At 56.7% G+C, this 13,701-nt stretch carries 10 protein-coding genes; 5 read left to right on the top strand and 5 right to left on the bottom strand.

The features are described 5' to 3' along the window. Positions 1-178 precede the first annotated feature (178 nt). Positions 179-1,474, top strand: coding sequence for a hypothetical protein (locus tag FGK63_RS08675; RefSeq protein ID WP_138841244.1), 1,296 nt, complete (start codon positions 179-181; stop codon positions 1,472-1,474). Positions 1,475-1,507: 33 nt separating this feature from the next. On the opposite strand, the gene FGK63_RS08670 is transcribed toward FGK63_RS08675, so the two are convergent. Then, positions 1,508-1,903 carry a helix-turn-helix domain-containing protein gene (locus FGK63_RS08670; protein ID WP_138841242.1) on the bottom strand — a complete coding sequence of 132 codons (396 nt, stop codon included), beginning with the start codon at positions 1,901-1,903 and terminating at the stop codon, positions 1,508-1,510. A 435-nt stretch (positions 1,904-2,338) separates the two neighbouring features. Here FGK63_RS08670 and FGK63_RS08665 point away from each other — a divergent pair, with 435 nt between their 5' ends. Beyond that, a complete protein-coding gene (locus FGK63_RS08665; protein ID WP_171052611.1) occupies positions 2,339-2,902 on the top strand; it encodes a UPF0149 family protein in 564 nt (187 codons plus the stop codon). Positions 2,903-3,484: 582 nt separating this feature from the next. Then, positions 3,485-4,836 (top strand): IS3 family transposase gene (locus FGK63_RS08660; RefSeq protein ID WP_138841238.1). Its coding sequence is split into 2 segments (ribosomal slippage): positions 3,485-3,821 and positions 3,821-4,836, totalling 1,353 coding nucleotides; the frame shifts between segments, so codons are not numbered across the junction. A 119-nt stretch (positions 4,837-4,955) separates the two neighbouring features. Here FGK63_RS08660 and FGK63_RS08655 read toward each other — a convergent pair. Next, positions 4,956-5,648 carry a hypothetical protein gene (locus tag FGK63_RS08655; protein ID WP_138841236.1) on the bottom strand — a complete coding sequence of 231 codons (693 nt, stop codon included), beginning with the start codon at positions 5,646-5,648 and terminating at the stop codon, positions 4,956-4,958. Between the two features lie 211 nt (positions 5,649-5,859). On the opposite strand from FGK63_RS08655, the gene FGK63_RS08650 reads away from it, so the two are divergent. Continuing rightward, on the top strand, positions 5,860-6,804 hold the full coding sequence (locus FGK63_RS08650; protein ID WP_138841235.1) for a tyrosine-type recombinase/integrase: 945 nt from the start codon (positions 5,860-5,862) through the stop codon (positions 6,802-6,804). A gap of 198 nt (positions 6,805-7,002) precedes the next feature. After that, positions 7,003-7,890 (top strand): GIY-YIG nuclease family protein, encoded by an 888-nt coding sequence (locus tag FGK63_RS08645; RefSeq protein WP_171052610.1) that lies wholly within the window; start codon positions 7,003-7,005, stop codon positions 7,888-7,890. Between the two features lie 161 nt (positions 7,891-8,051). Here FGK63_RS08645 and FGK63_RS08640 read toward each other — a convergent pair whose 3' ends face one another. From FGK63_RS08640 to FGK63_RS08630, 3 genes are all read right to left on the bottom strand, one after another. Next, on the bottom strand, positions 8,052-8,309 hold the full coding sequence (locus tag FGK63_RS08640; protein WP_138841231.1) for a DUF4242 domain-containing protein: 258 nt from the start codon (positions 8,307-8,309) through the stop codon (positions 8,052-8,054). 29 nt (positions 8,310-8,338) lie between these two features. Then, entirely contained in the window at positions 8,339-11,863 is a 3,525-nt protein-coding gene (locus FGK63_RS08635) for an ATP-binding protein (protein ID WP_138841229.1), read from the bottom strand. Positions 11,864-12,142: 279 nt separating this feature from the next. Then, positions 12,143-13,513: an FAD-binding oxidoreductase gene (locus tag FGK63_RS08630; RefSeq protein ID WP_138841227.1), complete on the bottom strand. Its 1,371-nt coding sequence runs from the start codon at positions 13,511-13,513 to the stop codon at positions 12,143-12,145. Between the last annotated feature and the right edge of the window lie 188 nt (positions 13,514-13,701).

The raw sequence follows: 13,701 nt of genomic DNA, 5'->3' as shown, positions 1-13,701 counted from the left end.
TTGCGAGTGTTGCCTGATCACCCAGGCGAGGCGGGCGGCACTCGCCTCATGTTCCATGAAAGCTTTACGGCACCCAGCATTGGTGCCTTCGCAGCATCCACGCTCCGGAAGTCGCCGCATTGCGATTACCGGAGCGGCCCCATGGCCTTCAAGCATTTCCACAGTCACGAGAGACACCGTGCAGACAATCGAAGTACCTTTGGTTTTCCGTCATCATCCGGAATGGGCATCTGTCGGATCGATAACGTCGAACTACCTCCCGCAGACCTATTCAGCCCTCAACGGACAGAGGACACAGCCCATCCTGCAGGGCCGGACCATTCTCCGCCCTGCTATCGATCTGAACCGTTTTCGGTGCGTGGCGATCATCGACTGGCTGGAGTTGTACCTTCAAACCGAGGCCAACCACCAAGCGACAAACATTCAGAAGTGGCTTGCAAATCAGATGCGTGCCTGCGGTTCACGCTCAAGCGTCTTCGTCAGTGGCCCTAATAGCGAACACCGCCATATAGGCAACTTCTTCCGGGTGCGCCTGCAACAACCTGATCCTGCCGACCTCGCAGCGGTCTTATTGCGGCTGCAGACACAGTTCGGATCTCAACCTTTTACACTAACTGAATACCGGATCGCTGGTATCGAAGTGTCGGTCGACTTCTTCCCTAAAACCCATTTCGGCGACGACCAGCGCGCGTCCGATCTCATGCGCTGGCACATGGTTGACACCTTGCGCAGGCATCTGCGTCCACACCCGGCCCTGACCGAGGCCACACTCTGCCAACCTCGGTCCTATGGTGGGAAGTATGGCGGTGGCGGAGCGACCTACTTTGTCGCCCAAAAGCTCTCGGCAGCAGCAAAAACCCTGACACGTGAAGCGCGTCGCTTGGAAATTGACCCCGGCATGCTGGCACCCTTGAGTCTGCAATCTCACCACCAACCACCAGTAGATCTGACCAGCTACATCGGAGCCAAGGACCACGTTGTCGCGCTCAGGATCATGGACAAGGTCACGGATCGTAGGGATCCAAACCGGAACAAAGTAGACGCTCTCGATTCCAAGCACTGGCGCGCACGTATCGAAGTTACGCTTACAGGCCACCACCGAGAAGATGGCGGGCACGGTGCCGCAGGTTTGAGAACGACAGGTGACTTGTTCGAGTTCAATTTCCAGTCGCTCCGACCCAGCATGTTCGAGTTCTTCCTGCCAACGACGGAAGTTCCGGGTGGCACCGGTTCGCTTGGGTTTCGGCACAGCGTGGACGAAGTGTCGATCTTCGCGCGCAGCGGTGTTTACGGACTGGACCGGTTCCACCGTGCCATCGAGGTCGTCGAACAAAAGCGATTCGCCAAAGGAGAGCTTGCTGGCCGCCCGACTCGCCTGGGCAAGAAAGGGCGGCTGGTGTCGTGGACGGAAATGAACCAGAAGGTTGACCGTGCCCTGCACGGGCTGTCCAAAGACTGGAGATCCGCGCGGTAGCTTGGCAGGCGGCAAATTCTTGACCTGAAAACGTCACGGATCGGCAGTCGCTGATAGAACTAGAAATCCCTCAAGGGCTTTTCTGAAATGGCCCTTGACCTCGATCCGGCCACGGATGTTCGCCTTTCTAAATGTGTTCAGGGCGTCAGTTTCGGCGTCGGCCATCCGCCTCCCGAGGTTCTCACCCAGAACCTCGCTGATACCAGGATGGTATTCCTGAATCGCAACCGCGAGAAACTCCCGCTCATCCATGCTCAAGGTCCGGGCCAGTTGCGGTATGCTGTCGAGAGGGACCCGTGTAATGCCTTGACTGATCATTTTGATGACACTGGATTTGCCGATGCCGGCCCGTTCGGCAATTTCCGCCGTGGAAAGACCCGAAGCTTCGATGGCCTTGGCGAGCATGATTGCGGTCGGGCTGGAAGTCATGAGAATACTCCTGTACGTGACTTGCTGTTTGCAAGCACGTACTAGCCCCAACAAACTCATCCGCGCTTCGGTCTGCTCTGCGTCGCCTCTCCAAGGATCGGCGTTACATTTGGTTTTGGGCGGCGGGACTACCTTGTAACAGGTCAGGTGTCATCTAGGACTTCCAACCAGTGTATTTGATGTTCGGCTTGCAAGAACAGGAACGTTCCCTAGTCGACCAACGGCAATCACGCGCGAAATCGCTATCCCCCCAATCCCGGCCCGGCTCAACAATTTGTGGGACCTGCTGTCCATTTGGCGCCGCCAGAAAGGCCCCAAAGTGCTGGATTTGCACGGGGAAATTGCGTGGTTAAAACGGGGATCTTCCAATCTGCTGGAGATCCGGAGTGGTGCCCGTTAAGCATTCACCTAAGAATAAGAGCACTTATGCCACCAATGCGGTTCGAATACTGGATGGTTGGCCCGGCAATGGTGAACGCATTGCAACGACTTGACGAATACCTGTGCTCCGACGCCAGTCCTGAGACATCCTTTGGCCTGTCCGATCTCGACGGATTTCTTGTCGGCGCGATCTGCACGCCAGAAGAGATCTCATTCGAAACCTGTCTCAACGTTGTCTTGGGAAACACTGAAACCGTTCCGGCAGACATCAAAGACCTCATCAGGCAGCGACATGACGAGATATATGACGGTTTCGCTACCGGACAGCTTCTGGAGCCCCTGTTCTGGCAGTCGGCGGAAGGTCACGTCATCGCGATGGACTGGTGCGATGGCTTCATGGACGCGGTCAAGAGATGGCCCGCCGCATGGCAGCGCATCATGAAGACCGAGAGCGGAGCTCAGCTGATGATCCCGATTTTGGTCCATTTAGTCGACTACGAAGGGAACTCAAACTTTGGCATTGCGCCAGAAGATCTCGATGCCGCTCTTGATGACGCGGCCGACCGTGTTGCCGCATGCGTGGGCAAGCTCTACCAGATGCTCAGAACATCGGCCTAAATGCATTGATCGCGATTTCGTCCAAGTATGTACCTGAGAAACTCAAACCAGGTCATTGTACGCGCCCCAGCCCTTCAAGCCATCATGACAACCCCAGCCTTGCGATCGTCACGACCTAGGTGCTTCGACACACGATTTTCCAGACGAGCTATTGCAGGCCCCAGTCCGGTCACAGACTTGACGACGGCACGCAAACTTATTTCAACCAATCCCTGACTTGCATTGCCCTCTCCGTCTGAGGCAGGAAATCCGGCCTGGCCAACCTGGCATGAACGGTCTTGTATCGCCTGCGATGGCAAAGGTCCTGGCCCAAAGCGTTCCCTAATAACTGAACTATGTCTCTAGTACCTGAAGCCGACCAATTTGGAATTTCAAGAATCTTCAGGCGTAGGCGAATGCTTGGATCCGTTGATGCTGTCTCCCTGTAAGAACGATGGTTTCATCGGATTGTATTTGAAGAGAGTTCAGTTCTAGATCTTCAAACCCTTATACATGCATGTCTGACGTCAGCACCCATCGGACAGATTTAGGGGTTTGAGCAACGGAGGATCTCTGGTTCATCGAAGCCATCAAGGAGCGAAGATGAACAAGAAATCCGGAACAAGCAAAGATGCCGCTGAGAAGCTGGTCAGAGGCATCAAACGGAAGACCCGCAAACAGTATTCAGCGGAAGAGAAGATCAGGATTGTCCTGGCCGGCCTTCGCGGTGAGGAAAGCATCGCTGCACTGTGTCGCCGCGAGGGCATTGCCGAGAGCCTGTATTACTCCTGGTCGAAGGAGTTTCTCGAAGCCGGCAAACAGCGTCTCGCTGGCGACACGGCGCGGCAGGCAACGGCTCCGGAGGTGAAGGAACTGCGATCCGAGGCGGCCTCGCTCAAGGAGGTGGTCGCCGAACTGACCCTGGAGAACCGACTGCTCAAAAAAAGCATGATCGGAGATGGGGAGGACGGAGAATGAGATACCCCGCCTCTGAGAAGCTTGAGATCATCCGCACGGTGGAAGCGTCGCATCTGCCGGTGAAGCAGACATTGGCGATGCTCGGCATTCCCAGCAGCACCTATTACGATTGGTATGCCCGCTGGGTGGACGGCGGGATCGATGCTCTGGCAGATCGTTCCCCCCGGCCAAGGTCGGTGTGGAACCGCATCCCGAATGACGTCCGCGAGCACTTCGTCGAGTTTGCACTGGACCACGAGGACCTGACGCCGCGCGAGCTGGCGATAAAATACACCGATGAGAAGCAGTATTTTGTCTCGGAATCCTCGGCTTACCGCATCCTCAAGGCCGAAGACCTGATCACGGCCCCGGCCCATGTGGTGATCTGGGCAGCGGATGAGTTCCGCGACAAGACCACCCGCCCGAACGAACTGTGGCAGACCGACTTCACCTACTTGAAAGTCATCGGCTGGGGTTGGTTCTATCTCAGCACGATCCTCGACGATTACAGCCGCTACATCATCGCGTGGAAACTCTGCACGACGATGAAGGCTGGGGATGTGACGAGCACGCTGGAACTGGCGCTGGAGGTCTCGGGATGCGATCAGGCCATGGTCGTTCAGAAACCCCGGCTGCTCAGCGACAACGGCTCATCCTACGTCGCCGCCGACTTGGCGGATTATCTCGACGACAAGGGCATGGATCACGTCCGCGGCGCGCCGCATCACCCTCAGACCCAGGGCAAGATTGAGCGCTGGCATCAGACGATGAAGAACCGTGTTTTGCTGGAAAACTACTTCCTGCCGGGCGATCTCGAACGTCAGATCGGCGCCTTCGTCGACTACTACAACAACCGGCGATACCACGAGAGCCTCGGCAATCTTACACCGGCTGACGTCTATCACGGCCGGGGCGCGAAGATCCTGAAGATGAGAGAGGAGATCAAGAAACAGACAATCCGAAAACGCCGGTTGCAGCACCAATCCGCTACCGCCTAAACTGAAACAGAAATCAAGCCAGAGCCTCCGTTACGAAACTGCCCGCGCAGTCCGGAAAACTCTGACGACGGACAACATGCATACTCACGCAACTCATTGAAACGCAATCCTAGCAACACCTAACCCTCTAAAGTATCGAGTCTCTTCAAGGTTCTTCCAACATTGGCCGCAGTCCATTTACCTCCTCTCGTTGTCTTGACACCGGCGTCGTTGGCAGCCTGGGCCAGACGATTGAGTGAAACTTTCCCCTCTTCTTTCTCCAGGCTTTCTCTCAGCTTCTGTAAGCCGGCTGCCTTCTGATCAGCGCTTCTTGCTCTCGTCTCGACTGAAGCTTGCGTCGCATTCCTTGTCTGGTCCCTTCTCTCTTCGAGCGATCTTGATGGACTGGGCGGGGTTACAATCTTCAAGTACCGGCGCGGATCTGTCGTCAGCATCATCGACACATAGTTTCGACCGAGATCTCCGATATCCTTCCTCGTCTGAATGTCCCGGAAGAACCCGCCGTAGCCCATCAACCGGCTGTACAGGTCTACGCGCCTCTCACGCGGGCAATTCGAGAAGATCCGTCGGAAGTCGTCTATCATCACCGTATTGGATTGTTCACGGGCGCGCTCAAGGCTTTGCTCAAGGTTCGGCAATGCCGACAAGCTCGGCACTGTTCGTGCGTAGTCGAACACGACCGGTACATCGACCCAGTTCATGGCATCCACAAATGCTTTCAGGTTCGCCACTTGCTGCCGCGAGGCGGGGTGGTTGCGAATGTTCGTGGATCCTGGTTTCGGACCGTGGGTCAGCAGGATATATCCGATCATAGCGAGCCTTCTTCATTTACGTAGTCGCAACGTTGTTGCGAAATCCTGCGATCAACCACTGCAGCAACACAGACGATGTTTCACAATAGTCCGACAGCCATCCATCGTCCTAAGCTCATTGAGATTTCCACGACAAATCGTGGGAAAGCACCCGACGGATGTCTCCCGTTCAGCTATAATAGACGCAACATCAACACAACAAGAGGTTGCCATGAGCGGCAAGAACAAGACGGTCCGAAATGCCTGCAACGCCTGGCTGAAACAATGCGAACGCAACAATCTCGAGCGCGCGACAATTCGCAGCTACCGGGGGCACGTCGATCACCACATCGACAAGAAGATTGGTGATCTGCTGCTCGAGGATCTGTCCCGGGCCGACGTCAAGGACTTCCTCGACGAGTTGCAGGACGAAGGTCTGTCACGGGCCATGACCAAGAAGATCCTGGGAAGCCTGCGCTCGGCCCTCAGCGAAGCACTCGACCGCGAATGGATCGGCCACAACGTCGCCCGAGATGTAAAACTGCCCCGGAACCGTCGCGACGAGGAAGAGCGGACAATCCCCACCAAGGACGAGATCCGCACCATGGTCGAGAAGACACCCGAACGACACCGTCCGTTGATCGTGACGGCCATCTTCACCGGCATGCGGATCAGCGAGCTTCGGGGGCTGACCTGGGACTGTGTCGACTTCGAACGCCGGCTCATCCACGTCCAGAAACGCGCCGACCGCTTCAACACCATGGGGAAACCGAAAAGCCGAACCAGCAAGCGCAGCATCCCGATGGCGCCTATCGTCGCCAAGACGCTGGAGGACTGGCGCCCGGTCTGTCCGCCTGGCAACCTCGACCTGGTCTTTCCGAACGGCAAAGGCCGGATCGAGAACCATTCAAACATCCACAACCGGGTTCTCGTTCCATTGCTGCTCGAGAACGGCATCGTCGATGAGGCTGGCAATCCGAAGTTCAGCTTTCACGCTCTCCGCCACGCCGCAGCTTCCCTCTTCATCGAACAGAACTGGCCGCCGAAGAAGATCCAGGCTCTGCTCGGCCATTCCTCGATCAACATGACCATGGACGTCTACGGCCACCTGTTCGAAAGCCCGGAAGAGGACGTCGAACTGTTTGCCAAGCTTGAAGAGAACCTGCTTGCAGCATGAAAGGCATTTCCACAAAGCCGCTTGCGGGCGGCAAGCAAATACGATCTCGAACACCAGCACCATCTGAGCTCGGATTACCAAGGCTGTCGCAATACGGGGCTCATTTCTGTTTCTCGATGGATGACTTACTCAAGACAGGATTGCTCCCGGCCTAAGCTACGCTTAGGCTCCACCCAATGGCTGGAAGGTGAAACTTCGATGGATTTCAAGGATCTGTTGAGAGCCCACGGTTTCGATCCCGATGCGCGGGAACGCATCGTCTTGCTGCGCCATCACCCTTTTGAGCCCCGGCTCGCCCGCGCCATACCGTGGATCATCACGGAACATCCCGAGCTTTTCGAAGCTTATCAGTCCGTTCCAGGCCGGCCGGCAACGGCTATTCGTCGAGCCGAGTTCGTGGCGAGTTTCCTCGGCCTCGTTCCCGGAAAGGCCCATTTCATCGGCTTCTACCGTGTTATTGGAAGCCGAGCGCTTGACTTTGCCACCTTCTGGCAAATTGCGGAGAACCAGACACTCAGAGACATGGGTTATGAGGGCCTCACGGCGGAGAGGGTCGAGCAGGTTGGCACGGAGATGCAGTTCGATTTGGAAAGGTTGCCTTTCTACAGCGACTGGCGCGGCCGGCTTGTCATCGACTATCCGCCACCCGAACGCTCTTGGTTCCGCTGGGTGGACCGTGGCAGTTTCCCTGTCCACGCGATCCTCGAGGAAAGCGCATTTGCCGCTCCGCCGCCAGACTGGAGAGAGATCGATCTGACATTTGCTGAACTCGCGAACCTTCCAGCCTCCTGGCGTGCGCGGCTCGCAGAATGGCGCGGGATCTACCTCATCTTCGACGAAGAGGATCGACGGGCCTACGTTGGCTCGGCGTACGGTCGCGACAATATCCTCGGGCGTTGGCAGGCCTATGCCCGCGACGGCCACGGCGGGAATCGCGAGCTTCGCGACCGCAATCCTCGAAACTTCCGGTTTAGCATTCTAGAGCGTCTCGCCCCGGATCTGCCGCCCGAGGACGTCATCGCCCGAGAAAACAGCTGGAAGCAGAGGCTTCACTCTCGCCAACCATTCGGGCTGAACGCCAACTGAATAGTCCGACGGCTGATCAACTGCGGTATAGTGACGAAATTCCCCAGAGCGCGTCCAATGTCACGTCGATATGAAGTGAGCGCCCTTCTTAGCGCGTGGATGATAACAACTTCACCGGGACGCCGCGCATGCCGCGGATGACGTCAACCCTCAAGGCGGAATCACGCAAATATTCCGGGATCGACTCTGTCGACCGGCGTGATCACATCAGCGGGTATGTCCAGCCGTTTTGCTGCACGCCGAATCGACTCCTCGTCCGGGGCCTCGTACAGGCAGTATGTTTTGCGTTTGTCGGCGCTCAAGAAGGAGAATATCCACTCGATTCCCTCTTCGTCATTGATTTCCTTGATATGCAGCTTGGCGTCGTTGGAGATTTCCAGCTGCTCGGCAAATTTGCGTTCAATAATAAAGCGGGGCATGCATCTCTCCAATCTCTTGATGCAGATGGCTAATGGACCTGTCCTTGAAGCGTTGAGGTCAAAGAAATCATACCGTGTTTTGAAGCTATTTCCATCGCTTCAACTTCAAGTAGACCTGCGGCCTTGGCGTCTTCCTGTCGACCTCGACGCCGCAACGCTCGTGCAAAGGCTGCCTTGGTGTGTGCAACCCAGGGCACAGCCCGCATTCTTGTGTCAATCTCCAGCGCCATCTCGAAATGTTGCTGCGCATTTTCCCAATCTCCAAGCAGCGCTGCCAGTGAACCCAAGCGGCGGCCGGCGGCCCCATTGCATACAGTGGTAACTCCGGCCGTCACAGTGATGTCCCGATACGGCAGAAGAAGGCTATAAAGTTGTTCCGCCAGGCGATCGGCGGTGACGGCCGTACATATGTCAGAAAGATAGGCGAGCGTGGTCGAGTACAGCGCATCCATTGGCAGATCAAAGCCAGTTTCGGCAATCTCGTCCAGGATGCGGCGGGCAGCATCGAAGTGACCGAGTTCTGCCGCGATGACCCCAAAGCCAGGCTTCCATGACATGTCGCCCGGGTTGTCATCCAGAAGTTTCTTGATCACAGGGGCAACTTCTCCTAGCCGTGCTTGTTCTCGCCGCAGTGTAAACATCTGCACTCCGTAGACGCCCTCGACATGGGCGCCATGAGTCTCCCGTCCAATCCTGAGCGCCGTTTCCGCGTAGGCTCCGGCGGCGGCGAAATCCCCATCCAGAATAGCAATCAATGCGCGCCCATGTTGTTCGACCCAGTGCAGCTGCGGGTGCTGGCGAGCACGTCCGACCTTGGCCAGCCGGTTCAATGCGCGCTCAGCCATCTCCCGATCGCCCATTTCCATAGCGACGAAGAAATTGATGGATCGGTCGCGACCACGATCCACTTCACCCAGCGTATCTGCCACGGATTGCATCTCTGTCAGCCGCGCGCGCCAATTTGAAACCTCCTCGGGTTCGCGAGCAATCACCGGCGCGAAGAAGCGCGACATCATCACAGTGAACTGTGATCTAGCATCACCAGTTCTGGTTGCGAGCGCCAGAGCCTCTCGGCTGTATTCGGCGCTTTCCGCAAAGAGACCGGTATGCATGGCGCAGCGGGCTAACTGGCTCAGCAGACGGCATCGCATCCTTTCATTGTCTCCAGGGAGCATCTCTATCGCTTCACAGCATGTGGCGTAGGCTTCGCCTACGTTTTGGCTCGACATCAGTGAGGCATCTGCCATCCGGTATGAGGCTTCGCAAAACAGGTCTGGCAGGCCAGATTTCCGTGCTGCCCCGACGGCCTGGTCCAGAGCTTCAAGCGCCTCAGGTAGTCGGCCAATACTTTCGAAACTGCGCCCCAACAACGTGCGCGCGATGATTTGCTCGGTTGGTGCTTCACTACTCAACTGCCCGGCAACCTTAAATGTCTCTTCGGCATTGGCCACCGCCTCTTCGCTGGCGGAACCGGCAAGCGCCTTTTCAGTCGCTGCCCGCCAATACGTAAAGGCCTCTTTTGGGCGTCCCGCTTCCGTGAAATGTCGCGCCGCCAGTTCCGGCTCTCGTTCAATGAAAGCAGGACGAAGCGTCACAAGGGCTTCCGCAGCCTTTTGGTGTCGTTCCTTCCGTGTCATCGAGACCATGGACTGATAGGCGGTATCTCTAAGAAGCGCATGGCGAAACAAATATGCGTTTCGCCTTTGACCGCTTTCGTAGATCAGGCCAGACCGGCACAAATCTTTCAGGATGTCGCTAACCTTCTCCTCGGACCAGCCCATTGCCGAAGCAAGCACGTCCGAATAAAACTCCCGGCCAAAGACCGAGGCAGTTAGCGCGGTCTGCTTGGCCTCCTCTGAGACGGCGTCAAGACGGGCCATCATGGCCCCTTGTAACGAAGATGGCACTTCACCTGTGGCCTGCGCTCCGTCCGAAGTGACCGCACGCGCTACTTCCTCCACATAGAGCGGAACGCCATCGGTGCGGGCAACGATGTCCTGAACGACCTCATCGTCCGGTACATATCCAGCAACCTGCTTAATCAATTCGATCGCCTGTTCTGTGTTTAGGCGGCGCACATTCAGAGTGGTAACGTTGTTGTGCTGCGTAGTCCAATCGCCGTTCCAGTCGGGCCGGTGCGTAAGAAGCACCATAAGGCGTATGTCCGAACAGGTGGCCACGATACGATCCAGAAGTCTTGCTGTCGAAGGATCAATCCAGTGCGCGTCCTCGACCACGAGCAGCAATGGTCGGGCAGATGCGCGATGGCGCAAAACCTCGAGCATGGTCTGGGTTACAAGATCCCTTTGCTCTGATGGCGGCAACGAGACAACCGGTTGCGCGGCTTCAACGTGAGGTGCCACCAGCGCGGCATATACTTGCAGTACATTATCGAGATTTGGAGTTTGCCGGCCTTCCAGCAGCGCGCGGAGTTTCGTGGTGACTCCGGCCGCATCATCGACCGGCAGCAGATCGGCATCCTGAGTGATGCGCTCCGCAACTGGGTGAAATGGGGTGGTTGTGAAGTATGGCGAGCAGTTCAGCCGGATGATATCAGTGCCTTCGAATTCCGCATGCTTGTCCAGGAAATCTTCAACCAAGCGCGATTTCCCGATACCCGGTTCGCCGATCAAGATTACCGCCTCGCCCGTCCCGGACCGCGCACGGGACCACGTTTGTTCCAATAACCCAAGTTCATGCTGACGCCCCACGGTTTTCAAAGCAGTATCATGGTGTGCGGCACGAAAGCGGCTTTCCGCTTTCTTTTCGCGGGCAACTTGCAGCACCGTTTGAGGTGCGTCGAAGCCTTTCAGTTGGAGGTCGCCAAGCTCTTGATATTCGAAGGCATCCCCAAGTAGCGATTTCATCTCGGCGGGGATCACAAGACTATTGGGTGGCGCCTGCGCCTGGATGCGAGCGGCGAGGTTCATGATACTGCCCGTCACTGCGCTCTCCTCTCGCGCATTCCGTCCGATCAAATCACCCACAACCACAAGCCCGCTGGCAACACCGATACGGGCGGAGAGCGGTTTTCCATCCGGCGCCTTGATCGACCCAATCCGGGTCAAGATCTCAAGTCCGGAGGCAATAGCGCGATAAGGGTGGTCTTCATAGGCGACAGGCCAGCCGAAATAGACCAGAAGCCCGTCGCCGAGGTACTTGGCTATCTTGCCACCAAATCGAGAAACTTCAGCAGCAACCGCATCTTGATAGCTTTGAAGCAAGCTGCGCATCTCTTCGGCGCCAAAACGGTTGGTCATTTCTGTGTACCCGACCAAGTCGGTAAAGAGTGCCGTAAGATGACGCCGCTCGGCAGCACGCGCCGGTTTTGGTTGCTCTGCCGGAGGTTCCGTACGACCGGCTTGGTCCGAGGACACCACCTCATCAATTGCTGCCAGCAAGATGCGTCTATGACCCAGGCTGACCCCAAGTTCTTTCAGGTCATCTTCCGTAAGATGAGGCAAGACCCGCAGATCGACGTCATTCTCACGAAACACATCAGAATATTGTTGCAGGCCCAAGTTTTGCAGCCAGCTTTCAACAGCGTCGCCCATAGTTCCATCATGCGAGGGGACACCGATTCACTCAAGCACGCATCACGTTTTCAAGTCTGCAGAGGCTTGTGTCGCGAGAATGCTCTATTGGTGCGTCGTACAGCGCCGTTGGTTACCTTAATCACTCTCCACATGCCGAACCCTTCTACCGGCGCTGTGTGCGGCTCCTGTGAACTCCAGGCCGCTGTTGATGCGCAGGATTTGCTCAGCCTCTCCAGCCGAGATGGTCCACCGCTCCAGTCGGGAATCGAGAACAGTTAAAGGTGGGCCGCTAGAAGGTCAGGGCGCGATGTTTTGATTGACCCTGAAGAGGTTGTCCGGGTCATAGGTTCGCTTGATACTCAAGAGCCTGTCGTAGTTGTCACCATAGTTTGCCCGGACGCGGTCCGTGTCGTCATCGTCCATGAAGTTAATGTAGCCACCGGCCTCCGAGTGTGGGGCCAGTGCGTCCGAGTAGTCGCGGACCCATTTTGTATTGATCTCGTCGTCGGCGGGATCGGGCGATGCAGCAATGACAACCATCGAGAAGTTTGAATCGCGATGGCCAAACGCGGTGGCATCTGATGCAACCCGATGACAGGCTCCGTTAATGGGGTAAAGGTGCATGGTTGAGCTCGCGTTTGGCGCATTTGGGCCGTGTTCGACGTGTGCCGCGATGGCTTCGTCTGTCAGTTCCTTGACGAAGTTGCCTTTCCAATACTGGCGGATTCCCGTTGGGAAGAGACCGTCGAAGGCCGCGTTAATTGCCGGATAGGGTACTGGTCCCACCATCTCGGCCTTGACCTCCGCAACTTCATGGAAAGCCTTGAACTGGCGTTCCCCTTCCGCGGGATCACCAGACCAACAGGCAACAATAGCGACAAACATGTCGCCGTGCCTGTCTTCAGGAATGAAGGGCAATGGCGGAGCGATCTGGAATGCTGGAAAAGCGCCCATCTCTTCCGGTGCATCCTTGATGTATTCCCGATAGAACTTGAAGATATTCTCCGCTTCTTCGACCTCGTAAAACATCGGGCCCCAATACACGTTTTGAACGGGGTGCAGCTTGTATTCCAAGGAGGTGCACACGCCGAAGTTTCCTCCGCCCCCGCGAATTGCCCAGAACAAGTCAGCGTTCTCATCTTCGCTTGCGAACACCATCTTGCCATCGGCGGTCACAACATCCGCAGATACCAAGTTGTCCAGCGACAATCCGACCCCGCGTGTCAGGTATCCAATTCCGCCGCCGAGCGTGAGGCCGGCAATGCCGGTTGTTGAAATAATGCCGCCGGTGGTGGCTAAGCCAAAGGCATGAGTGGCTGCGTTGAAGTCGCCCCAGGTGGTGCCACCCTCGGCTCTTGCCGTTCTTAAAGCGGGATCAACACGGACACCTCGCATCTGCGAGAAGTCAATTACAACTCCGCCATCGTTTGTGCCAAACCCGGGGCCGCTGTGACCACCGCCCCTGACCGACAATTCCAGGCCGTAATCCCGGGCGTAGTTAATAGTGGTCATCACGTCTCCGGCATTCATGACCCTGACAATCACTGCCGGGCGCCTGTCGATCATGCCGTTGTGGACGGAGCGGGCTTCCTCGTAACCGGAGTCGCCCTCGACGATCACGTCACCACGTACCAGTTCTCTGAGTTCACTAGGTGTCTTGATACTCATATCGATTCCCCCCTGAATTGCTTGTGTGGCAACGCGGCAAACAAGTGACCATTCCGAGATACCGGCTCTAGCGCCGACAGAGACCTACAGCTCGCAACCAAATCTTGAACGCGCCGGTCAGTTCCGCGTGTCTTTCCCACGCGCGCATATTAACACACTCCGCTTTCGGGGACGGTTGGGTTCTGACC

Origin of the sequence: Ruegeria sediminis, assembly GCF_005938215.1 — a bacterium.
Lineage (GTDB): Bacteria > Pseudomonadota > Alphaproteobacteria > Rhodobacterales > Rhodobacteraceae > Ruegeria > Ruegeria sediminis.
Note: the sequence above shows the minus strand (reverse complement) of the source record. Positions and strands in the feature narration are given on the sequence as shown.